Raw genomic sequence first — 22612 nt, 5'->3', positions numbered from 1 at the left:
CGCGCGGCGCCCGGCGGGGCCGCGCGCGTACCGTGCCAGGGTAGCCGCACGACTGTCGTTATCGACAGGCGGAGTGTCCGGAGGCGATGAAATCCGTATTTGATTTCCAAGATCGCGACGAAATCAGCAGTTTCCTCGCTTGCGAACACGGGAACGATCAGGCACAGTGGCCGCGTGGCCAACCGTGACCGGAACGCCAGCGTTCCCCTCGACGCCGCCTCCAAGGCGATCATCGAGCAGCTCCAGGAGGACGGGCGTCGCCCGTACGCCGCCATCGGCAAGGCCGTGGGCCTGTCCGAGGCGGCCGTGCGGCAGCGCGTCCAGAAGCTGCTCGACCAGGGCGTGATGCAGATCGTCGCCGTCACGGACCCGCTCACCGTCGGCTTCACCCGCCAGGCGATGGTCGGGATCCGGGTCGAGGGTGACATCGAGCCCGTCGCCGACGCGCTGGCCGCCCTCGACGAGGTCGACTACGTCGTCTGCACCGCAGGCTCGTTCGACCTCCTGGCCGAACTGGTCTGCGAGGACGACGAGCACCTGCTCGAACTGATCAACAAGCGCATCCGCGCGCTTCCCGGCGTGCGGAGCACCGAGAGCTTCGTTTACCTGAAGCTCCGGAAACAGACCTACACCTGGGGCACCCGATGACAGCCGACCCGGCGCAGAAGGACCTTTCCAAGACCGCCTACGACCACCTGTGGATGCACTTCACCCGCATGTCGTCGTACGAGAACTCCCCCGTGCCGACGATCGTCAAGGGCGAAGGCACCTACATCTGGGACGACAAGGGCCGGAAGTACATCGACGGCCTGGCCGGCCTGTTCGTCGTGCAGGCCGGTCACGGCCGCACCGAGCTCGCCGAGGTCGCCGCCAAGCAGGCCAAGGAACTCGCGTTCTTCCCGATCTGGAGCTACGCGCACCCCAAGGCCGTCGAGCTGGCCGAGCGCCTGGCCCACTACGCCCCGGGCGACCTGAACAAGGTCTTCTTCTCCACCGGCGGCGGCGAGGCCGTCGAGACCGCCTGGAAGCTCGCCAAGCAGTACTTCAAGCTGACCGGCAAGCCGACCAAGTACAAGGTCATCTCCCGCGCCATCGCCTACCACGGCACCCCGCAGGGCGCGCTGTCCATCACCGGCCTGCCGGGCCTGAAGGCCCCGTTCGAGCCGCTGGTGCCGGGCACCCACAAGGCCCCGAACACCAACATCTACCGCGCCCCGCACTACCTCGAGGGCCCCGACGGCACCGTCGACCCCGAGGCCTACGGCCGCTGGTGCGCCGACCAGGTCGAGGAGGCCATCCTCTTCGAGGGCCCCGAGACCGTCGCCGCCGTCTTCGTCGAGCCGGTGCAGAACGCCGGTGGCTGCTTCCCGCCGCCGCCCGGCTACTTCCAGCGCCTGCGCGAGATCTGCGACCGCCACGACGTGCTGCTGGTCTCGGACGAGGTCATCTGCGCCTTCGGCCGCCTCGGCACCATGTTCGGCGCCGACAAGTTCGGCTACGTGCCGGACATGATCACCTGCGCCAAGGGCATGACCTCGGGCTACTCCCCGATCGGCGCCACGATCATCTCGGACCGCATCGCCGAGCCGTTCTACAAGGGTGACAACACCTTCCTGCACGGCTACACCTTCGCCGGCCACCCGGTCTCCTCCGCCGTGGCGCTCGCCAACCTCGACATCTTCGAGCGCGAGGGCCTGAACCAGCACGTGCTCGACAACGAGTCGCGCTTCCTGGGCACCCTCGGCAAGCTGCGCGACCTGCCGATCGTCGGCGACGTCCGCGGCAACGGCTACTTCTACGGCATCGAGCTCGTGAAGGACAAGGCCACCAAGGAGACCTTCAACGAGGAGGAGACCGAGCGCGTGCTCTACGGCTTCCTCTCGAAGGCGCTCTTCGACAACGGCCTGTACTGCCGCGCCGACGACCGCGGCGACCCGGTCGTCCAGCTGGCCCCGCCGCTGATCTCCGACCAGTCGACCTTCGACGAGATCGAGCAGATCCTGCGGACCAGCCTCACCGACGCGTGGGCGAAGCTCTGATCCCCTGAGCCCTCTTCCCCACCCTCCGCCGAAGGGCGGTCCCGCTCCCCGCGGGGCCGCCCTTCGGCGTCCCCCGCCCGCGCCGGTCGGCCACGGCAACATCACGGTCGCACGACCAAACATGCCTGAATGCGGGTGATTTGCCCGTGATGGACCAGTGCGCCGCAACCGCGACCCGCCCCGGTCGTTCTAATCTGACGACTGTCATATCCCTGCGGCCACCCAGGATGGAAGCTCATGTCTGCGGCACCGCCCGACAACGACGTGCTGTGGGCCCGAGGGATCGTCAAGTCCCATCACGGCACCCCCGCCCTGCGCGGCATCTCGCTCGGCGTCCGCGAGGGCGAGGTGCTCGCCGTCACCGGCCCGCGCGGCTCCGGCAAGAGCACCCTGCTGGACTGCCTCTCCGCCCAGCTCCCGGTCGACGAGGGCGAGGTCTGGTTCAACAGCGCCCCCGTGCACACCCTCACCCGGGCCGGCCGCGAGCGGCTGCGCCGCGACCGCTTCGGCTTCGTCGGCTCCGAGCCGCACCTGGTGCCCGAACTGACCGCCCGGGAGAACGTCGCCCTGCCGCTGCTGCTCGCCGGGGCCGGCAACAAGGCCGCCTACACCGCGGCCGACGAATGGCTGGAGCGCCTCGATGTCGGCGACTTCGCCCGGCAGCGCCCGGACCGCCTGGTCCAGAGCCAGCGCCAGCGGGTGGCCGTCGCCCGCGCCCTGGCGCCGCTGCCGCCCGTCGTCTTCGCCGACGACCCCACCGCACCGCTGCACCGCGAGGCCGCCGACCAGGTCCTGCGGATACTGACCAGCGCCTCCCGCTCGCACCAGCTCACCCTCGTCCTGGCCACCCACGACCCCGAGCTCGTCCGGTTCGCCGACCGGTCCGTCGCCCTCGTCGACGGACGGCTCACCGCCCCCGCCGCCCCCGTCCCGCGCGGCGGCGCCGCCACCGGGGCCCACGGAGCGTCCGCCGTCACGGCCACCCGACGCTGACGACGCCCAGCCGCTGAAAGAGACGACGTGTTCTATCTCCGTCTGGCCCGGGGCTACCGGGTGTCCGACCTCGGCCGCTGGCTGCTCACCGCGCTGGCCGCCGCCGTCGTCGCCGCCTTCCTGCTGCGCTCCCTCGGCCGGGCGATGAGCGAGCCTCCGGGCGGCGCCGCGTCCCTGGCCCGGCTGCTCTGGTGCCTGCCGCCGCTCGCCGCCGTCGCCTGGTTCGCCGCCGTCGCCGCCCGCTCGGTGCCCGCCCGGCGCCCCGAGCGGATCGCCGGCCTCACCGCCGCCGGCGCCGGCTCCCGCCGGATCCGGGCGCTGATCGCCGGCGAGGTCGCCCTCGCCTGCACCCTCGGCAGCGTGCTCACCCTGCTGCTCTTCCTGGTGCTGCGCAACGACATCGCCGGGCCCTCGCTCGCCCCCGACCTCGGCATGGGCGTGCCGCTGCCACCCGCCGCGCCGATCACCCTGCTCGCCCTGGTGCCGCTCACCGCCGGCCTCGCCGCCGCCGGCGCGGTGCCCGTCGTCGAGCAGCTCACCGGCGGCCGCGACCGCCGCCGCACCGCCTTCGGCGCCTGGCGGATCGCCCTGCCGGTGGGGCTGGTCGTCATCGGCGCCGCACTCGAACTGATCGCCCTGCGCCCCGGCGCCGCCGTCGACGGCCGGCCGATCCACCTGCCCGCCGGACTCGGCACCACCAGCACCGCCGCGCTCGGCGGCTGGGCCGCGAGCGCCCTGGGCCTCGCCCTGCTCACCGGCCCGCTGCTGGCCTGCGCCGGACGACTGCTCGCACTCGGCCGGCCCACCCCGCTGCGACTGCTCGCCGGCCGCGGCCTCACCGCCCAGGCCCCGCGCCTCGGCGCGCCCCTGGCCGTCCTCACCCTCACCGTCGCGCTGGTGCTCACCACCATCCGCTACTGGATCGGCACCCCCGACAGCGCGGACGCGCTGCCCGCCGTCGAGGCCTGCCTGGTGCTGGGCTGCGCGGCGGCCGCGGTGATCGCCCGGCTGGCCGAGGTCCGCACCGACCGCCGGGACGTCACCGACGCGCTGCTGCGCCTCGGCGCCGCGCCCCGGCTGCTGTTCGGCGCGGTCGCGCTGCGCACGCTGGCCGCCGGCACCACGCTGCTGCTGACCGGCGGGGCGACCGCCGCACTGGCGGCCGCCGGGCTCCGGTAGCGGTCGGGATCAGCCCGCCGCGGCGAGCTGGCCGCAGGCGCCGTCGATCTCCTGCCCGCGGGTGTCGCGGACAGTCGTCGGCACGCCGTGCGACTGCAGCCGGCGGACGAACTCGCGCTCGTCCTCGGGCCGGGAGGCGGTCCACTTGGAACCGGGGGTCGGGTTCAGCGGGATCAGGTTGACGTGCACCCGGTGGTTCTTGATCAGCCGGCCGAGCAGGTCCGCGCGCCAGGCCTGGTCGTTGATGTCCTTGATCAGCGCGTACTCGATGGAGATCCGGCGCCCGGACTTCTCCGCGTAGTTCCAGGCCGCGTCCAGCACCTCGGCGACCTTCCACCGGGTGTTCACCGGCACCAGCTCGTCGCGCAGCTCGTCGTCCGGGGCGTGCAGGGACAGCGCCAGCCGGCAGCTCAGGCCCTCGTCGGCGAAGCGGTGCATCGCCGGGACGAGCCCGACGGTGGAGACGGTGATGCCGCGCTGCGACAGGCCGAAGCCGTCCGGCGCCGGGTCGGTCAGCCGGCGGATCGCGGCCAGCACCCGGTTGTAGTTGGCCAGCGGCTCGCCCATGCCCATGAAGACCACGTTGGAAAGCCGCGCCTCGCCGCCCGGGATCTCGCCGGCCTTGAGCGCGCGCATTCCCGCGGCGATCTGCTCGACGATCTCGGCGGTGGAGAGGTTGCGGGTCAGCCCGGCCTGGCCGGTGGCGCAGAACGGGCAGTTCATGCCGCAGCCGGCCTGCGAACTGATGCACATGGTGACCCGGTCCGGGTAGCGCATCAGCACGGACTCCACGAGCGTGCCGTCGAAGAGCTTCCACAGCGTCTTGCGGGTGGCGTCGTCGTCGCAGGAGACGTGCCGCACCACCGACATCAGCTCGGGCAGCAGGCTCTCCGTGAGCTTCTCCCGGCTGGCGGCGGGGATGTCCGTCCAGCTCGCCGGGTCGTTCGACATCCGGCCGAAGTAGTGGTGGGAGAGCTGCTTGGCGCGGAACGGCTGCTCGCCCAGCTCGGCGACGGCCTCCTTGCGCTCGGCGGGGCTCAGGTCGGCGAGGTGTCGCGGGGGCTTGGCGCCGCGCGGCGCGACAAACGTGAGTTCTCCGGGCTTAGGCATGGTTGTTCCAGTGTCGCAGACGCCGAACGCTGAGCCCCTCCCTACTGGGGGAGCCCTACTCGGCGGCGGTCGCCATCTGTCATCCTCGGCTGACCTCGGACGGCCCACAGACGGCCCTGGCTCACGCTCCGTTTCCGGATGAGGGACGAACGACCCCTTGGTCGGGGTCGCGCCCAGTCGACCATGCCGCGCTTCGGCCAGAGCATCGACCAGTGACGCTAGGGTTTCGCCGTGACTCCCATAGAGATCGCGCCGGGCGTGACGGTAGCTCCGCGCTTCGTCTCCTCCGAGAACAACGGCATGCTTGCCAGGATCTGCGGCCTTCACGACCGCTACGAACTCGCACGGGACTTCGTTAGCCGCTCAGGGCCACCATGGGGCTGGAGACTCAACGCGCTCGGCTTGTACGAGTGGAGAGCTCGCACTGACGACCGGGAAGGCGCCCGGTTCTTTGTCGTCAGCGGGACTTTCCGTCGGCGAGTCGTGCTGGTGAGCCGTGAGGCCGCAATGGCCATGGCTCAGCGACTGGGGAAGTAGGGCGGCCCCGGCCCCGTAGGTCAGTCTCTTTCTCCACTTCGCCTAGCGCCAGGCGAGAATCCAGGCTGAGCCGAAGGTTGCGAGAACGGCGAGTCGCCCTGCCGCTGGATGCTTCTGCGCGCCGAATCGGCCTCGTCACGCCTAAATATTCCATAAGTCTGATAAAGGCCAATGACCTCCTCCACGATGCTCGCCCACTCTTTTTCGCTTCGAGGCGTTCCGGAGGCAATCAGCTTGAAGACTGCTCCGCGCGCCGCATCATGCACACTCTTAGATGCTTGCGAACCGAGCGCCGATGTTTCCATGGCGCGAACTCTCTGGAGAAGCTCATCGAGCATGTCGTCAGAGTCTCGACGAATAGGGGCCTCTGCATCTGCCACCTTATCAAGGTAACTCTTTATCTCACCCTCCAGGCGATTGTCCCAGACAAGATCGAAGAGGTCGCGAAGTGAATCTACTGGCGAGACCCTATCGGCCCTCTCATTCATACGCAGAACCAGTGCTCGCAAGCCTTCATGACCGAGATGCACTCCATGGAAGTTCGACAAGGGGCCAGTTACGTCATTGGGTTCGACATTGATGTAGATGGGCACCACTCGGGCCGCATCTACGGCCTTAGCCAACGCCCCAGACTCGAACAGAATCCATGGCGACTTGAGATTGCTTGGCGTTAGGCAAATAAGGCCAAAATTAGCATCACGAAGCTGCGTCATTATTTCGTCAAACCAGATCGCACCGGGATCTATGTCGTGATTTGATATCCAAAAATCGACAGATTGAAGGACTGGCGCTAGCCGGTCTCGCAGGCTGCTTGCTATTGCTCTACTGAGGTCTCCGGACCAGGATATGAACACCTTCATGACGACCTGCCAGGTGGCCACCTACGCGGGGTCTCACTTGGAATAAATCTCTCGACATTAATTGTCGCATTGACCCCGGCCGGTCGGCTAGCTGGAACTTCCCCGTTCCAGCGGGCCGGAGAATAGCCTGCAGGCAGCCCTGTTCATCAGGCCCCGGGATCGGGGTGTACTGCCCGCTCAAAGAGGGCGCCCGACGGCCGGTGAGGGAGGTCCACGACCCTAACCAGGGAGAAGCCCTGCCCAAGGTAATAGCGGTGGAGGCCAGGGTTCGTCTTCCAGGCATCAAGCCGGAGGAACCGCTTCCCGGCGGCCGCCGCGCGGTGGGCGGCCCAGCCCAGCAGTTCCGCACCCACCTCCCGACCCGCGGCTTTGCGTGCCACCGCCATGCGGTGAACGTACAGCGCCGCATGAGGTTGGTCGCTGGGCTCCCAGAACTCCGGGTCTGCCTGCTCGTCCACAGTGAGGGTGGCGACGGGCTCGCCGTCGCGGTACACCAGGAAACACTCCCCGCGCTCCATCGCGCTGATGAGACGGTCCCGCCGGGGCGGGAATTGCCACTGGTCACTCCCCCGCGAAGCGAGCCATTCGCTCGCCTCAATCAGCAGTGCCTCCACCTCTTCAAGCTGATCCCGTCGAGCGGGGAGGATCTCCAGGTCAGTTTGCGTCGGCATCCTGCGGCTCTCGTTCCTGCTCGTAGGTGATCACGTGCCGGTCACCCGGCAGGATCGAAATGGCCACCCGGACGGGTAGGCCCTCGGCCGTGTATCCGGTGCGGACATGCTCCGCCACCGGCGTCCCCGCGCCCAGCTCTAGGCGCTTGGACTCCTCCGGGGTCGGCATCCTCACGTATAGCTCATCGATGGCGCGGACCTGGAGGTGCCCCAGCTCAGCGAGCACCACGTTGGCACCGCGCACGATGTCCGCAGGGCGCATGATCTCGGAGTCCTGCACGATGCCCAGCGGGAAGTAGGAGTCGTTCAGGTTGAACGGCTCCCCGTCCAGCCAGCGCACGCGCTGCCGCACGGCCGTGAGCTCCCCGGGTTCCAGGTCCAGGCGCTTGGCGACGCTGGCCGGCGGCTCCACGATGCTCACGTCGATGCGCTGGCTGGCCTCCCGCCCCTCCGCCGAGTGCTCCGTGACAAAGGCGTCCATCTCCTCCGAGTACGGCCGGGCCCGGAACTCAGCTTGCGGCCGGAAGACCATCGGCCGGCGCTCGCGAACGAAGTAGCCCCGGGGGCGTGCAGGGACGATCAGCCCTTCGTTGACCAGCATCTGGAGGGCCTGCCGTGCGGTGCCTCGGCCTACTTCGAACTCCTCGCTCAGCTCGGCCTCAGTCGGAAGGCGGTCGCCCGCGACGAGGGCTCCGCTCGCGATGCGCTGCCGGTAGGCGTCTGCGATCTGCTGGTACATCGGGGGTCGCCCGGCTCGCGTGGTTGCCATGGATCCATGAAACCGCCCGGCCGAACCCATTGTCCAGTCAATGCGGACGATGCGCTTGACGGAGCGTCATGACCGATGCCACAGTCTTCTCCGAGGGCAGCATTGTTCGAACAATGCAGACAATGTAGCCCCTGGCCCTTCTTTGGGCTGCTCTGACCTGCACAAACGCACCCGCGAAAGGCCGGCGACTGCCGCGCACAGGGTGAAGGGGCCCGGGATAGATCGGGCCGAGGCAACCGGCGCCTTGGCAGTCCGGATGGCTAGAGACCGAAAGGTCAACGCCGCCAATGCCTGGGAGCACATCCCGAAAGGGCGGCACAACGGGCCTTGCTCCACGCGATGGAGCAAGGCCCGTGCTTGTGAACGAGTGACTTTGGCCCGGCCCTCCCGTGCATGGTTGGGCCGTGGCCATGGCTGCTCGTGCACCACGAGTAGCTGGGCCCGCATGAGTGGGGCCGCCGCGCTTTCCTTGGCCGGGTGCGCAGCGGCCCTGCGGGCTCACCCCCTGACTAGACGAGGTGAACCCATGAAACTGATTGTCGCAGGCCAGGAGGCCCTGACACCGGCCGAGTTCGCGGAACTCGCCTTCGGCTACGGCATCGACGCCGAGCTGTTCACCGGCACCGAGGACGAGAGCGCCGAGGACCGGCGGGCTCGGCTCGACGTCGCGCGGGAGATCCTGCGTGACCTGGACGGGCCCGCGGCCCGGTTCGCGTCCTCGCTGATGCGCACCGCCGAGCGCCGCCGGGTGCAGGCTTGGAAGGTGGCCGCCTGATGAGCGTTCGCCGCATCCTGGTCTTCACGGGCACCCGCGCCCCGCACCGGACCGGGCGCCCGCTGGCCGCCCGGCTCGCCGAGTACCGCCCCGCCCCGGACGGCGCCCTGCCCGGCGCCGCCTGCACCGGCGCCGACTGTGACCTGTTCTACCCGGAGCCCGACGAGGACACCGAGGTCACGGACGACGTCGCCGCCGCGGCCTGGTGGGCCGAGCGGCGCGCCAAGATGATCTGCGCCGGCTGCCCGGTCCGCGCCATGTGCCTGGACCTGGCGCTGGAGCGCCACGAGAAGCACGGCATCTTCGGCGGGATGACCGCCGCTGAGCGGGACGCGCTGCACCAGCGCCGCCTGAGGGCGGCGGCCCGTGAGCGCCGCGCTGTCGGGGGTGCCGCGTGAAGCCGCCGGGCCGCATGGATGTCCTGGCCTGGCTGGCGATGGGCGCCGCCGTCACCGTGTCCGCTCACGGGGAATGGGCGCTCGCCGTCGAGAGCGGGTTTCACCCGCTCGTCGCCGCCGGCCTCCCGCTGGCGCTGGACACCTACGCGCTGCGGGCGCTGCGGGCGGGCCGGGAGGTCTTCCCGCCGGTGCTGGGGATGATCGCCACCAACGCCGCCGCGCACCTGCTCGGCGCCGGCGTCATCACCCCGGACTGGCGGCTGATCGTGGCCGTGTCCGCGATCGCCCCGCTCGTGCTGTGGCGGGTGCACGTCCTGCACACCCACGCCGAGCCCGCCAGCGACGAGCCGGAGCGGGCGCCGGAGGACGACCTTCCGCCCCTGTGGGACGAGCCCGTACCCGCCCCGGTTGGCGCGTACTCGGCGGACGTACCCGCCGTATCCGCGCCGTCTGAGACGTACCCGCAACTCGAACCCGCGAGCCCGCAGGAGCCTTCGGAAGCGCCTGCCGAGCCGGTGGCAGAGCTGGCGTTCTCCCCGCTCCCGCCGCGGCCCGTACCCGTCCCGGAGGCCGGGCGTACCCGCATGTACCCGGTCGACGAGTACGCACCCGAGACCCCGGACGACACCGAATACACGCCCCCTGAGCAGGCGGAACAGCACGACGACACGGACGAGCTGACCCCGAAGGCGGCCGAGCACTTCGCCGATGTACTCGCCTCCGGCGCCATGCCGTCCATCCGTACCCTGCGCGCCGAGTACGGCATCGGCCAGCCCCGCGCCCAGCGAGTACAGGACCAGCTCCGCGCCCGCCGCACTGCCGTCGCGCGCCGCGCCGAGACCGCCGAGCCGACCGCGGCCGGATACACCCCCCACGTCCTCACCGCGTAGAACCTGGAGAACCCGCCATGAGCACCGACCGCGTCCCGGCCCCGTCGCCGGAGTTCGAGCAGACCCGCGTCGTGGACGTCTTCCCGCTCCACGGCTTCACGTGCGCCCAGACCAGCAACGAGGACGGCAGTGTCCGCTGGTGGCACCTCTTCACCTCCACCGGGCACCTGCTCGGCTCCACCAACCGGCCCGAGCTGATCGGCGCCCTGACCCAGCGCACCCGCTGACCTGGAGGTTTCCCGATGGAGTGCCACTTCTGCAGCGAGGACAAGCCGGACGTCGAGGTCTGCATGGACCCGTTCGTGGAGGACGTCTGCGACAGGGAGTGGATCATCCCGATCTGCTCCGACTGCTACCAGATCCGCTGCGACGACATCTGACGCCCCACGTCTCCCCGGCCCGACCCGCCCAAGGAGGGAAGTGTCATGCCCCCGCCCTACGGCTCGGACTCGGCGGTGACCGCCGAGCCGACGCACACCTGGCTGATCACCCTGCAGTACCCGCTCCCCGGCGGCGGTTTCGCCGTCGTCAGCCGGCACGGCGACGCGTCCTTCGAGCCGGGCAGCTCCCGCCGGCGCGCCTACCAGTCCATCCGGGCCTGGCTGGCGCGGTGCGAGCCGGAGCTGAGCGAGAGCAACGCGCACCTGGCCTTCTTCTCGCTGGAGCCCTACCGGCTCTGACCCGCACGACCCCCACCTTCCCCGCCTGGTTCACGAAGAGGAGCACGTCACCATGGCCGACCGCGACTCGGTCTACAACGACCCCGCCTACGACATCACCTCCGTCCCGTCGTGGAAGACGCCGCCGCTGCACGGCGCCTACGCCCCGAACGCGAAGCTGTCCCCGCGCGTGCTGGCCGGGATCGGCGCCGGCGCGGTCGTGCTGGCCGCCGCCGGGATGGTCGCCTACTCCAACTACGCCTCGGCGCAGGCCGACGCGGACGTCCGCAAGGCCCAGATCGCCCTCGACAACTCCCGCCTGGAGCTGGAGAAGCAGAAGCAGGCCGCCGACCTGGCGAAGACCGGCGAGCAGGAGACCCCGGCGCAGAAGGCCCGCCGGGAGGCGGTCCAGGCGTGTGTCGCCAAGGCCGGCAACGCGTTCAACGCCGTCTCCGAGTGCGGCAAGGCCTTCCCCGCCATGGACGCGCCGGGCATGGTCAACACCTCCCGCAACGTCGCATCCGACAGCGGCGGCGACGGTCCGAACGCCGGTGTCGGTCTGGTCGTGCTCGGCGTCGCCGGGTCGGCGGTGGCCGTCGGCTGGGTGAAGCGGAAGTTCTCCCGTCCGTAACCGATTGTGACCTCCCCCCACCCACCCCCCATCCGGAGAAGCGCTCTTCACGCCCGCATAGGCGGGTGGGGGGTGTGTTTCGCGTCGGGTGGGGGGTGGGTGGGGGTCGCAGAGAGTGAGGAATCGCGATGACCGCCACCGCCGCTTCCGGCGTCCCGCTCCCCCCGCCCAAGCCGTCCGCACCGCCGGTCGCGGAGCCCGCCGAGGCTTCTCCGGAGGGGGGCACGCCGGGGCCCGGCACCGTCGCCCCCAACCCGCCCGGGGCACTGGCCCAGATCCTCGCCCCGGTCGCGCCGGCCCGCCCCGACGAACCGCTGGGCACCACCTCGGCCCTCGCCCAGACCTCCGACCGCCCCGACCGCGCGGGCGGCCCGGACGGCGCCCCCGGACGTGACGGCGCCGGCGCTCAGGGCGCCGACCGGGACGGGCCGCTTTCGGCGCTGGTGCGGGCGCTCGCGGAGCGGCTGCGACGCACGGGCACCACGACCCACATCAAGCGCCAGCACAGCATCAGCGAGAACCGGGTCTCCGGGAACTCGACCACCACCACGAACACCAACAAGGCCGACCGCCAGGCCCGGCACGAGCACTCCGCCCAGCACCGGTCCCAGCGCGACGCCAAGACCGCCGACCTGAACAACAAGACCAGCCAGCACCAGCACCAGGGCCGTGACCAGCGCGACGTCAAGAAGAACGACGCCACCGACGCGAAGAACCACGCCAACCGCGACCACCGCACCAAGGCCGACACCGACGCCAAGTCCGCGGACACGAAGACCACGAAGGCCGACACCTCCGCCGCGTCCCGGACCGACAAGGGCAGCCGCGACACCGCCGACCGCAAGACCTCCGACACCAAGGCCGCCAAGAACGACAAGACGGCCAGGACCAGCAGCGACGACAAGAACCACCGCGACAGCAAGTCCTCCAAGGCCTCCGACACGAAGGCGGCCAAGAACGACAGAGCGGCTGGCGGCCCCAAGCCCGACAGCCCGCCCACGGGCGGGACGAAGACCCCGAAGGGTCCCGGCCCGGACAGTCCGCCCGACAAGACCGCCCCCGCCGCCGGGCCGGACGGCAAGACCGCCCCCGCCGCCGGGCCGCCCGGCAAGACCGCCCCCGCCGCCGGGCCGGACGGCAAGGCCGATCCCGGTAAGCCCAAGGCGGACCGCAAGGGCCCCGGGCGGGATGCGGGCGGTGAGAAGCCCGTACCGAAGCCCGTCCCCGGGCCGAAGGGCGGCCCGCAGCCGTTCCTCGGCGCGGGCGGCATGAAGGACAAGGGCGGCCTGACCAGCAAGTTCGACCGCACCCGCGCCGCCGGCCCGGACAAGGCCCGACCCGAGCCGCCCGCCCAGCCGGTGCCGCCGGTGCCGCCGGTGCGGCCCCCTGGGTCGTCGGACGGGGCGACGACCCCGCCCCCGCCGCTGGTGCCGCCCGCATCCGCCCCCACGAAGCCCGCCGCTCCGCCGGCACCGCCGGTCAAGGCCCCGGCCGGCCCGGTCGACAAGCCCCAAGCCGAGAGGAAGGAACCCACACCCGTGCCCTCCGCGCAGACCCCCGGCCCCCGCAAGCCGGACACCCCGCCCATGACGCCGGTCAACAAGTCGACCGCCGACCTGACCAAGAAACCCACCCCCGCCGACGCGGCGGCCAGCCGCCCGAGCGTCCCGCCCCGCCAGGTCGTACCGCCCCGCTCCCCCGCCGGCGCCGCGAGTTCCTCCGCCGCAGGGGACGCCCGTCCGGCCGCCGAGCCGGTGCCCGTCCGCAAAGTCGACGAGGGCTCGGTGGACTTCGGCGGTGCCATGCGCCGCCTGAGCCGGGGCGAGGTGCGCTCGCTGCTCCAGTTCGAGACGCGCATGGAGGCCAAGGTCGATGTGCTCGGCAAGGTGGCCGAGGACAGCAAGACCGCCCGGGAACACGCCGTTGCCCACGCGTTGCGCGCCCAGACGCTCGCCGACGCCGCCAAGCGGGTCCGGGGCGGCGTCGCCCTGGTCAACAAGCTGCGGCGCCTGTCCGAGCAGGCCCAGAGCCTGCGTCTGAACGCGTACGCGACCGAGAGCCACGCCAAGCGCGGCGCCGAAGCCGTCAAGGCGCTGGTCTCCAACGCGCGGACCCGTCACGGCGGGATCTACCGGGCCGTCGCCGACAGCCCGCTCACCACCCCGGCCGAGCGGCAGTTCTACCGCGACCAGCAGGGAGGCTGACATGGCATCCGATCTGACCTACCGCGACCTCGTGCGCCAGGTGCGGCAGCTGACCCGGGACGTGCGCCGGGACACTGCCGCCTACCGCGCGCTCGCCAAGATCCAGCAGGCCGAGGCCGACGACACCGCGCGCATCGCCGAGCAGATCGCCGCGCTCAAGGTCGACGCCGCCACGGTGGCCGAGACCACCGAGGTCGCCCGGGTCATGAAGGGCCTGTCGGCGGCGGCGATCGCCTACGCGAGCGCGGCTGAGGAGACCGGCCGCGCCGCCGCTGCGGCCGACGCCCAGGCCCACGCCGACCACGACGGCATCCAGGAGGCCGTCGACTCCTCCCCCGTCCCCATGGCCGACCGCACGTGGTACACCCAGGAGTAGACGTGACCATCCACCAGACCGCTCACGACGCCGCTCACGTCCCGAACCCCGCCGCCGAGAGGCGGTTCGCTGTCGCCGAGATCGCGGCGCCGCTGGTGGCCGCGGGGGTGACGCCGTTCCTCGACGCGCAGGCCGCCGGGACCCTGGCCACGTTCCTGGCCGCCCCGGTCCTGGTCGCGGGCGCGAACGCCGCCGGGATGCTGTCCGACCGGCTGCTGGACGACCTGCCCGGCGGGGACGTCCTGCGCGCCCACCGCCGCCCGTTCCTGATGTCGAGCGTGGCCACGGCGACCGCCGCCGCGACCGCCACCCTGAACGGCCTTCCCGGGATCGACGCCCTGCTCGCCGGATGGATGACCATGCCCTCCCTCGCGGGCGTGGTGTCCACCGCCTGGTGGGGCACGGTCGGCCTTGTCGCGTTCTCCCTGCGCCGAGTGCTGGGCACCGCCAAGCCCGGCGAGTCCGCGGCTCCGGCGGGGACGGCCGGGCCCGCGACGGATCCCGCCGTGGAGAAGGTGCTGCTGCTGTGGGACGCGCACATCTCCGGCGAGTACGGGGCCTGCCCCGGGCAGAACCTCCTCCTCATGGGCCACAGCCCCGTGGAGTGGGAGGGCGTGATCGAGGCGGCGCCCGGCCGGCCGGTCACCGTCACCGCCGCGACGGTCTCCGGCGTCTACCGCGTCCCGGCCGCGTGGGTGGACATCACCGACGGCCCCCACGACAGCTCCCGGCGCATCCACGTGCGGCTGACCGCCCCCGCCGAGCCGGACGGCCCCCGGTACTCCGCCCTGGAGGCCCTGTGGCTGCAGCGCGTGGCCCGCCGGGGCGGGTGCATGCCCGGCACCCACCTGGAGGGCATCACCCCGGACCCGGCGACCGGCGGGGTCGCGGCGTGGATCATGGCGGACGAGGACACCGACGCCCTCACCGTCCCGGACCTCTACACGATCGCCGGGGCCCTGCGCACGACGCCGCTGCTCGTCTCGGTCGAGCGCACCGGCAACCCCCGCAAGGCCATCTTCCGCATGATGGACCGCTCCCCGCTGGAGGAAGGACGCCCCCTGCCCGGCGCGGAGACCCTGGTCGCCAACAAGGGCGGGTTCGTCCAGCTCGGCACCGGGGTGAGTGGCAAGCCGGCCCGCGTGCAGCTCTACGACCCGGAGGGCGGCGCCCGGCACGTGGTGATCGTGGGCGTCACGGGCTCCGGAAAGGGCGGTGTCCTGCAGCTGCTCGGCCTGAGCTACCACGTCAACGGGGTCGCGATCATCTACGCCGACCCCAAGGGCAGCTCCAACCCGGACGTGGAGGACATGGCCGCCTACGCCGGCTGCGGCTTGGACGGGGCGATCGGCGCCTTGCGTGTGGCCTATGCCCTGCTCCTCCACCGGATCGAGGAGTCCCGGGAGCTGCGGGCCAAGAACTTCGTCGCCACGTCTGAGCGCCCGTACGTCGTGACGATCCTGGACGAGATGTCCCAGCTTCTCGGCGACAAGAGCCCGCACCGGGCGGAGGCCACGTTCATCGTGCTGGCACTGGCCTCCCTGGGCCGGTCCATGGGCATGCCGGTGGTGCTGTGCGGCCAGATCATGAACCTCGACCAGATGGGATCCTCCGCCGCCATCCGGGACAACGTCTTCTACGGCGGTGCTCTGATCCTCCTGCGCTCCGACAGCGCGCAGGCCGACCGGGTCGACCTGCCCCGGGCGTTCGACGGCATCGACCCCTCCCAGATCCCCGCCTACTGGAAGGGCGACGAGGAGAACCTCGTCTACGACCCGAACGTCCCCGAGGACGACCCGCGCAGGACGTTCGGCGTCGGCTACGTCGTGGGCCCGGACGAGCGCGCCGAGATGATGCGCGCTTGGATTCTCGAATCCGCCGCCGGCCACTTCGACCCGGCGAACATCGCCGTCCCCGGGGACTTCCCCGGCTGGGGCGAGCGCGACGCCATCGCGGCGACCCCGGTCGGCCCCGCCGCCGAGGACGCCGACGGTGCCGCGGCATGGACGCCCGCGTCCGCCTCCCCGGCCCCGGTCAAGGCGCTGACCGCCGAGGAGAAGATCCTCGCCGTCCTGGACGAGCGCCGCGACCCCATGAACATCGAGGTCGGCTACCTGCACCTCGACCAGATCATCGACATGACCGGCGTCAACCCCAAGACCGTCGAGAACACCCTCAGCCGGCTCACCAAGAAGGGCACCGTCGTCCGCAACCCGAACGCCGCCGGCGAGTACGGCCTCCCCCTCCCCGAACAGGCCGAGTAGCGCCCTGCCCGGTCGGCCGTGCCGCCCGGCACACGTCGCAGCCAGCGACGGGTTCCGGGCCGCGCGGGGGACGGACAGACCGCCCCGAACAGCACGAAGCCCCACGACAACCGTCGTTTTCCTGGCAGAGAACCGGTTGCCGCAGGGCCGTGCGTCCCATCAGAGACGGGAACCAGCATGCCCGAGTTCGACCACTCCACGCTCGCCTTCCTCGACGACGACTACGACCGGCTCCACGCCTCCGACGGCCACAGCCGCTTCGGCGTCTACCTCGACCGCTACGCCGGCCTGCCCGCCGACGACGAACCGCTCTACACGGCCGCGCAGTTCGCGGTCGTCGCGTGGGGCATCGCCACCGCCCCGGTGATGTCCCCCGGCTACGTCCGCCTGCGCCCGGACCTGCTCGCCGTCACCGCCCACCTGGCCGAGGACGACCCCACCGCCCTGGTCCTGCGCCTCACCGTCCCCGTCCCCCACCACTCCCTCGCCGCCCGCCCCGGCCCGGGCCGGTGGCTGGACTGGGAGACCGACTGCTACGACCGCGGCCCCTGGTCGCCCACGGTCGAGCCGATCCCCGACCACCGGCCCGTGATGCTCCTGTCCGCCTACCTCTGCCTGCCCGTCCCCACCGGCACGCTGGCCGCGCCGACCACCAACCGGCCCGGCCCCGAGCTGACCGCCCAGGCCAAGTCCTCGGTCGCCGTGCTCGCCGGGCACGTCAACCGGATCGCCGGCCCGGCCGTGGCCGCTCTGCTCGGGGGTGGCCAGTGAACGCCCCCGCCCTGTCCAGCGTGTTCCTTGAGGCTCGCCCGCCTGCGGCCTGGCTGCCCGAGCGCCCGTGGAACGGCCTGACCGTCCTGGACGCCTACGGGTGCCAGGGCGGTGCCGGCATGGGCTACCACCTCGCCGGATACCGCGTCCTCAGCCTCGACAACGCCCCGCAGCCGAGGAACCCGTTCGCCTTCCTCCGGGCCGACGCCGTGCAGTTCGTCACGGAGTACGGGCACCTCTTCGACTTCGTCCACGCCTCCCCGCCGTGCCAGCGCTACACCCGCTGCCAGAAGATCCGCCGCCGCGAACACCCCGACCTCATCGCCCCCACCCGCACCGCCCTGCAGTCCACCGGCCGCCCGTGGGTCATCGAGAACGTCGAGGAAGCCCGCGCCGAGCTGCACGACCCGGTGCTGCTCTGCGGCACCATGTTCGGCCTGCGCACCTACCGCCACCGCCTCTTCGAGCCCGGCGGCGGACTCGCCCTCGCCCCACCTGAGCACCCGATCCACACCGCACCGAACGCCAAGATGGGCCGCCCCGTCGCCGAGGGCGAGTTCATGCACGTCGTCGGCAACTTCTCCAACGTCCCCCTCGCCCGCAGCGAAGCCGTGATGGGCATGCCCTGGGCCACCCGCGACGGCCTGCGCGAAGCCATCCCCCCGGCCTACACCGAGCTGATCGGACGCCAGGCTGCCCGGCACCTCGGCCAGGACGCCCGGCGGGCCGCCGCGTGAGCGGGCGCGTGCCGCCCCTCGCCGGGGCCGCCCTGTGGCAGGCCGTCATGGCCGCCGCAGCGGGCCGCTGCCAGTGCCGGGGAACCTGCGGCACCAAGCACGACAAGACCGGCGGGCGCTGCCCCGCCGTCCACGGCGCCTACCAGACCCGGCACGGCCGCAGCTGGGTGCACCTGCTCGCCGCCCCGGCCGACCCCGCCGCACTGCTGCTGCCTCCGCACAAGGCCGCCGCCCTGCCCAAACGGCAGCTGTCCGCCTGGTGCCAGCACTGCCACGACGCCACCCGCCGCGCCGCCGACAAGGCCGCGCAGGCCGCCGTCCCGTCCGCCGAGCCGGACGCCCTCTTCGACCTCTGACCCTTCGCGGGCAGGGGCCCGTCCTCCCGGGCCCCTGCCCGCCTCACCGAGAGGACTCCCGCATGACCGATCGCCGGTCCCCGGACCCGCTCACCTCCGCCCTGGCCGCCGCCGCCCGCGGCTGGCACGTCTTCCCGCTCGCCCCGAACCACAAGCACCCCGCCCTGCACAGCGAGGAACGGTGCCCGCGCACCGGCCCCTGCACCTCCGGGCACCTCGGATGGGAGCGCCGAGCCACCACCGACCCCGACACGATCCGCCGCGCCTGGACCCACGGCCCCTACAACATCGGCCTGGCCTGCGGCCCCTCCAACCTGGTCGTGATCGACCTCGACACCCCCAAACACCGCGGCGACCTCCCGCCCAAGCAGTGGGCCGACCAGGGCGTCACCGACGGGCACGACGTGTTCACCGCCCTGAGCGAGGAGCACGACCCGTACGGCCACTACGACACGTTCACCGTCCGCACCGGACGAGGCGGCACCCACCTCTACTTCACCGCCCCGCCCGGACTCGTCCTGCGCAACACCACCGGCGAGAAGGGACTCGGGCTCGGCTGGAAGGTCGACACCCGCGCCCACGGCGGCTACGTCGTCGCCGCCGGCAGCACCGTCGCCGGACGCCCCTACACGGTCACCCTCGATGTCCCGCCGATGCCGCTGCCCACCTGGCTCGCCACCCGCCTCGCCCCCAAGGCACCCCCGGTCGCCAAGCTCGACACGGCGGCGGTGAGGGCCCGGATCGGGCGCCTGCAGGCCTACCTCCAGGCCGCCGTCCGCGGCGAGACGGAGAAGGTCTCGTCCGCCGGAGAGGGCGTCAGGAACCACACCCTGTTCGCCTCGGCCGCCGCCCTGGGCCGGCTGGTCGGAGCCGGGACGCTGCCCGAGCACGACGCCGCGGACGCCCTGCTCGCGGCCGGACAGGCGTGCGGGCTGGGTGAGGCGGAGTGCCGCCGCACCATCGCCAAGGGCCTGGCCCGCGGCGCCGGATCGGTGGGCCGGGCCGCATGAGCAACCTTCACCCTTCGTCCCGCCAGGAGAAGCGCTTCTCCGGCGGGGACCGGAACAGGCAGGAGGCCGAGTGACCGCCCCCGACCTCATGACCGCCGAACCCCGCCAGACCACGCCCAGGAACCCGCTCTACGACGACGCGGAGGGCGTGGAGCGGCCCACCCGGCCCGGGCCGGTCCCCGACCCGGCCGTGTTCCAGGGCCTTGTCGGGTACACCGTTCGGGAACTGGACCCGACCACGGAGGCCGACCCGGTCGGCGTGCTGGTCAACCTGCTCTCCGGCGCCGGGGCCCTGCTCGGCCCCAGCGGCGCGGGCAGGGCCGACTCCTGCCCGCACCTGCGCATCGGCAACGACCGCCACCCCGCCCTGATCTGGGCCCTGACGATCGGCGCGACCGCCGCCGGCCGCAAGGGAGCCGCCACCAACACCGCCCGCCTCATCCTGTCCGCCACCGCCCCCGGCTTCGCCAAGGACAACTGCCTGTCCGGCCTGTCCTCCGGAGAGGGCCTGATCGAAGCCGTGCGCGACGGCGACCCGACCAAGAAGGACGACCCCGGCCACATCGACAAGCGCCGCTGGATCGTGGAGTCCGAGTACGGCATCACCATGGCCCGCGCCCGCCGCGAAGGGTCCTCCCTCGGCGGAGTCCTGCGCCAGGCCTGGAACGGCGAAGACCTCGGCGTCATGAACCGCGAAGCGCTCAAGGCCACCGCCCCGCACATCGCGATCATCGGCCACATCAGCCCCCGCGAACTGCGCGCCAAGATGCAGGACTCCGAGATGGCCGGCGGCACCTACAACCGCTACCTGCCGGTCTTCGTCCACCGCAACCTGATCCTCGCCGAGTCCCGGGGCGCCGATCCACAGCTTGTGGAAAGCCTCGGCGCCTCCTGGCGCGCCGCCCTCGCCGACGCCGCCCAGGCCGGAGAGGTCACCCTCGCCGAGGCTGCCCGCAAGCTCTGGCGCGACGAGATCTACCCGGCGCTGTGCGGAGACGAGGACGGAGACGGCCCCCTCGCCGAGTTCACCGCCCGCGCCGCCCCCTACACCCTGCGCCTGGCCATGGTCTACGCCCTCCTCGACCGCCGCCGACAGATCGAGGAGGCCCACCTGCGGGCCGCCCACGCCCTCGTGAACTACTCCCGCGCCTCCGCCGCCCACGTCCTCGGCATGCCCGAGCACACCACCGGCGACCGCAAGCTCGACAAGCTCGCTGGCGCCGTCCGCGCCGCCGGAGCCCGCGGCCTCACCGGGGACGAGGTCTACCGCCTCTTCAAGAAGTCCAGCAAGGACGAACGGGACCGCCTGGTCGCCGCCCTCCTCCAGATCGAGGGCTACGGCAGCGCCCAGATCCCCGGCGCCGGCCGCCACGCCACCGTCCTGCTCTACGCCCCGCCCGCCACCTGAGGGGTGGAAAGGGTGGAAAGGGGTGCTAAGCCCTCCCACCTGCGAAAACGCGGGACACGGAGGGGGTGGAAAGGGGGGTGGAAAGGGGGTGGAAAGCCCCCCCGCCCCTCCCGCTCCGGCTGAACGCCAGACCCTTTCCACCCCCCTTTCCACCCCCTTTCCACCCCCCACCCTCACCGCAAAAGCCCAGGTCACCGGGCTTAGCACCCCTTTCCACCCTTTCCACCCCCACCTGGAGGCTTCGCCATGCCCTCGAAGGGTCGCAGTACGGGTGCCGACGTGAACATCCGGCCGCTGCCGATCAGCTACCTCGAACCTGAGGACGTCGCGGCGCTGTTCAAGGTCCCCCTGGAGACCGTCTATCAGTGGCGCCGCAAGCGCACCGGGCCGCCCGGCTTCCGGGTCGGTCGGCACCTCCGATACCACCCCGACGCCGTCGCCCAATGGGTGGCGGACCAGAGCCGAGAGGCGGCCTGACACTTGGCTGGACACGTCCAGGACCGTTGGTACAAGACTGAGCCCGGCCCCGACGGCAAGCCGCAGCGCGTCCGCACCGACCGTTACGGCACAGGTATGCGCTACCGTGCCCGCTACGTCGGGCCCGACGGGACCGAGAAGAGTAAGAGTTTTGCCGACCGGCAGAAGCGGCAGGCTGAGGAGTGGCTGGCCCAAATCGAGGCCGACATGTCGCGCGGCCAGTACATCGACCCGAAGGCGTCGCGGACGACGTTTCAGCAGTTCGCGGAACGGTGGCTCAAGGCACAAACCACAGACCCGGCCAGTCAGGTGCTGGTGGAGACCAGGCTGCGACTGCACGCGTTCCCCAGGATCGGCCGCCGGCCGCTCGACTCGTTCCGGCCGTCCCACATTCAGGAGCTGGTGAAGGGGCTGGAGCAGAGCCCGATCTCGGGCGGGTACGCCCGGAACATCTACTCCGACGTGCGGGCGGTCCTGTCTGCCGCCGTGGACGACGGGCTTCTGAGCCGCAACCCGTGCGGCGCCGCGTCGGTCCGTCCGCCGGCCGTCGAGACCCGCCGCATCGTCCCGTGGCTCCCGGAGCAGGTGTTCGCAGTACGCAGCGCCCTGCCGGAGCGATATCAGGCGATGGCCGATCTGGGGGCCGGATGCGGACTCCGGCAGGGCGAAATTGTCGGTCTCGCCGAGGACGACGCGCTCGACTTCGAGACGGGCACCGTACGGGTGCTCCGCCAGGTGAAGCAGATTCGGGGGAAGGCCGTATTCGCTCCCCCGAAGTGCAACAAGGAGCGTGACGTGCCGCTCCCCCGCTCCGTGGCTGCCGCCGTCCGCGCCCATATGGACAGGTGCAAGCCCGTCCCGATCACGCTCCCGTGGAAGACCCCGGACGGTCCGAAGGTCACCTTCCGGCTGTTGTTCAGCAACACTGCAGACGGGCCGGTCTGGCGGAGCAACTTCAACCTCCAGGAGTGGAAGCCCGCCATCGCCGCGGCCGGCCTCATCCCGACCCCGCGTCCCGGTGAGCCCTACGCCTCGGCGCGCGAGCACGGCATGCACGCCCTGCGGCACTTCTACGCGTCGGTGCTTCTCGACGCGGGGGAGAGCATCCGGGCCGTCAGCGACTACCTCGGCCACGCCGACCCGGCCCTGACACTCCGGGTCTATGCCCACCTCATGCCGAACAGCCAGGATCGCGCGCGGAAGGCCGTCGACAAGCTGTTCCTGCCTGGCGACTCGACCGCCTGACGGCCCAGGGACGGCCCAAGGCGTGCAGAAAGGCCCCCTACCGGCGGGAAAACCGCTGGTAGGGGGCCTTTCGTCTTTACGCCCGTCAATGTTCTCCGGGCTTAGGCATGGTTGTTCCAGTGTCGCAGACGCCGGGAGTCCGCCCCGCCCGCGCACGGAGCCACACGGGTCCGCCCGAGGCCACGCGGGAGTCGTTCCGCTGGGCGGGAAGTCGTTCCCGGCCTCGGGAAGCACGGGGCCCCGGACGCCAGGC

25 protein-coding genes are annotated in these 22612 nt (G+C 71.7%); 21 read left to right on the top strand and 4 right to left on the bottom strand.

The genetic code is table 11. The features are described 5' to 3' along the window. The first annotated feature begins 174 nt into the window (after positions 1 to 174). From ACZ6Y7_RS31870 to ACZ6Y7_RS31855, 4 genes are all read left to right on the top strand, one after another. The gene (locus tag ACZ6Y7_RS31870) at positions 175 to 648 is read left to right on the top strand and encodes an Lrp/AsnC family transcriptional regulator (protein WP_030243538.1); all 474 of its coding nucleotides are present in this window, start codon (positions 175 to 177) and stop codon (positions 646 to 648) included. Beyond that, positions 645 to 2039, top strand: coding sequence for an aspartate aminotransferase family protein (locus tag ACZ6Y7_RS31865; RefSeq protein ID WP_465761399.1), 1395 nt, complete (start codon positions 645 to 647; stop codon positions 2037 to 2039). The genes ACZ6Y7_RS31870 and ACZ6Y7_RS31865 overlap by 4 nt, the downstream gene beginning before the upstream one ends. 237 nt (positions 2040 to 2276) lie before the next feature. Next, the gene (locus ACZ6Y7_RS31860) at positions 2277 to 3032 is read left to right on the top strand and encodes an ABC transporter ATP-binding protein (protein WP_465761398.1); all 756 of its coding nucleotides are present in this window, start codon (positions 2277 to 2279) and stop codon (positions 3030 to 3032) included. A 27-nt stretch (positions 3033 to 3059) separates the two neighbouring features. After that, the gene (locus ACZ6Y7_RS31855) at positions 3060 to 4211 is read left to right on the top strand and encodes a hypothetical protein (RefSeq protein WP_465761397.1); all 1152 of its coding nucleotides are present in this window, start codon (positions 3060 to 3062) and stop codon (positions 4209 to 4211) included. Between the two features lie 9 nt (positions 4212 to 4220). Here ACZ6Y7_RS31855 and rlmN read toward each other — a convergent pair whose 3' ends face one another. The 4 genes from rlmN to ACZ6Y7_RS31835 all read right to left on the bottom strand — a co-directional run bounded on the left by rlmN (position 4221) and on the right by ACZ6Y7_RS31835 (position 8128). Then, positions 4221 to 5321, bottom strand: coding sequence for a dual-specificity RNA methyltransferase RlmN (gene rlmN, locus ACZ6Y7_RS31850; RefSeq protein ID WP_465761396.1), 1101 nt, complete (start codon positions 5319 to 5321; stop codon positions 4221 to 4223). Positions 5322 to 5878: 557 nt separating this feature from the next. Next, complete coding sequence (locus ACZ6Y7_RS31845; protein WP_465761395.1) at positions 5879 to 6739, bottom strand: toll/interleukin-1 receptor domain-containing protein; 861 nt, start codon at positions 6737 to 6739, stop codon at positions 5879 to 5881. A gap of 125 nt (positions 6740 to 6864) precedes the next feature. Then, positions 6865 to 7389: a GNAT family N-acetyltransferase gene (locus tag ACZ6Y7_RS31840; RefSeq protein WP_465761394.1), complete on the bottom strand. Its 525-nt coding sequence runs from the start codon at positions 7387 to 7389 to the stop codon at positions 6865 to 6867. Then, positions 7373 to 8128 (bottom strand): GntR family transcriptional regulator, encoded by a 756-nt coding sequence (locus ACZ6Y7_RS31835; RefSeq protein WP_465761393.1) that lies wholly within the window; start codon positions 8126 to 8128, stop codon positions 7373 to 7375. The genes ACZ6Y7_RS31840 and ACZ6Y7_RS31835 overlap by 17 nt, the downstream gene beginning before the upstream one ends. A 556-nt stretch (positions 8129 to 8684) precedes the next feature. Here ACZ6Y7_RS31835 and ACZ6Y7_RS31830 point away from each other — a divergent pair. The 17 genes from ACZ6Y7_RS31830 (at position 8685) to ACZ6Y7_RS31750 (ending at position 22359) form a co-directional block, all read left to right on the top strand. After that, on the top strand, positions 8685 to 8933 hold the full coding sequence (locus ACZ6Y7_RS31830) for a hypothetical protein (protein ID WP_465761392.1): 249 nt from the start codon (positions 8685 to 8687) through the stop codon (positions 8931 to 8933). Further along, positions 8933 to 9331, top strand: a complete 399-nt coding sequence (locus tag ACZ6Y7_RS31825; protein ID WP_465761391.1) for a WhiB family transcriptional regulator — start codon at positions 8933 to 8935, stop codon at positions 9329 to 9331. Before ACZ6Y7_RS31830 ends, ACZ6Y7_RS31825 begins: the two co-directional genes overlap by 1 nt. Positions 9332 to 9345: 14 nt before the next feature. Further along, positions 9346 to 10221 carry a hypothetical protein gene (locus tag ACZ6Y7_RS31820; protein ID WP_465761390.1) on the top strand — a complete coding sequence of 292 codons (876 nt, stop codon included), beginning with the start codon at positions 9346 to 9348 and terminating at the stop codon, positions 10219 to 10221. Positions 10222 to 10238: 17 nt separating this feature from the next. Then, positions 10239 to 10448 carry a hypothetical protein gene (locus ACZ6Y7_RS31815; RefSeq protein WP_465761389.1) on the top strand — a complete coding sequence of 70 codons (210 nt, stop codon included), beginning with the start codon at positions 10239 to 10241 and terminating at the stop codon, positions 10446 to 10448. A 15-nt stretch (positions 10449 to 10463) separates the two neighbouring features. Further along, the gene (locus ACZ6Y7_RS31810) at positions 10464 to 10601 is read left to right on the top strand and encodes a hypothetical protein (RefSeq protein WP_465761388.1); all 138 of its coding nucleotides are present in this window, start codon (positions 10464 to 10466) and stop codon (positions 10599 to 10601) included. 45 nt (positions 10602 to 10646) lie between these two features. Further along, the gene (locus ACZ6Y7_RS31805) at positions 10647 to 10901 is read left to right on the top strand and encodes a hypothetical protein (RefSeq protein WP_465761387.1); all 255 of its coding nucleotides are present in this window, start codon (positions 10647 to 10649) and stop codon (positions 10899 to 10901) included. 52 nt (positions 10902 to 10953) lie between these two features. Beyond that, a complete protein-coding gene (locus ACZ6Y7_RS31800; RefSeq protein WP_465761386.1) occupies positions 10954 to 11511 on the top strand; it encodes a hypothetical protein in 558 nt (185 codons plus the stop codon). 128 nt (positions 11512 to 11639) lie between these two features. After that, the gene (locus ACZ6Y7_RS31795; protein ID WP_465761385.1) at positions 11640 to 13715 is read left to right on the top strand and encodes a hypothetical protein; all 2076 of its coding nucleotides are present in this window, start codon (positions 11640 to 11642) and stop codon (positions 13713 to 13715) included. A gap of 1 nt (position 13716) precedes the next feature. Next, on the top strand, positions 13717 to 14091 hold the full coding sequence (locus tag ACZ6Y7_RS31790) for a hypothetical protein (protein WP_465761384.1): 375 nt from the start codon (positions 13717 to 13719) through the stop codon (positions 14089 to 14091). 2 nt (positions 14092 to 14093) lie between these two features. After that, positions 14094 to 16355 (top strand): P-loop NTPase family protein, encoded by a 2262-nt coding sequence (locus ACZ6Y7_RS31785; RefSeq protein WP_465761383.1) that lies wholly within the window; start codon positions 14094 to 14096, stop codon positions 16353 to 16355. A 177-nt stretch (positions 16356 to 16532) separates the two neighbouring features. After that, entirely contained in the window at positions 16533 to 17126 is a 594-nt protein-coding gene (locus tag ACZ6Y7_RS31780) for a hypothetical protein (RefSeq protein WP_465761382.1), read from the top strand. A 119-nt stretch (positions 17127 to 17245) separates the two neighbouring features. Continuing rightward, positions 17246 to 17863 (top strand): SAM-dependent methyltransferase, encoded by a 618-nt coding sequence (locus ACZ6Y7_RS31775; protein WP_465761418.1) that lies wholly within the window; start codon positions 17246 to 17248, stop codon positions 17861 to 17863. Positions 17864 to 17871: 8 nt separating this feature from the next. Beyond that, positions 17872 to 18219: a hypothetical protein gene (locus ACZ6Y7_RS31770; RefSeq protein ID WP_465761381.1), complete on the top strand. Its 348-nt coding sequence runs from the start codon at positions 17872 to 17874 to the stop codon at positions 18217 to 18219. A 62-nt stretch (positions 18220 to 18281) separates the two neighbouring features. Then, positions 18282 to 19229, top strand: coding sequence for a bifunctional DNA primase/polymerase (locus ACZ6Y7_RS31765; RefSeq protein ID WP_465761380.1), 948 nt, complete (start codon positions 18282 to 18284; stop codon positions 19227 to 19229). Between the two features lie 70 nt (positions 19230 to 19299). Then, a complete protein-coding gene (locus ACZ6Y7_RS31760) occupies positions 19300 to 20637 on the top strand; it encodes a DUF3987 domain-containing protein (RefSeq protein ID WP_465761379.1) in 1338 nt (445 codons plus the stop codon). Positions 20638 to 20883: 246 nt separating this feature from the next. After that, positions 20884 to 21114 (top strand): helix-turn-helix domain-containing protein, encoded by a 231-nt coding sequence (locus ACZ6Y7_RS31755; RefSeq protein ID WP_465761378.1) that lies wholly within the window; start codon positions 20884 to 20886, stop codon positions 21112 to 21114. A 3-nt stretch (positions 21115 to 21117) separates the two neighbouring features. Beyond that, positions 21118 to 22359: a tyrosine-type recombinase/integrase gene (locus ACZ6Y7_RS31750; RefSeq protein ID WP_465761377.1), complete on the top strand. Its 1242-nt coding sequence runs from the start codon at positions 21118 to 21120 to the stop codon at positions 22357 to 22359. Positions 22360 to 22612 lie beyond the last annotated feature (253 nt).

Source organism: Kitasatospora sp. NPDC053308, assembly GCF_055585785.1.
This window is presented reverse-complemented; position numbering and strand designations above follow the sequence as displayed.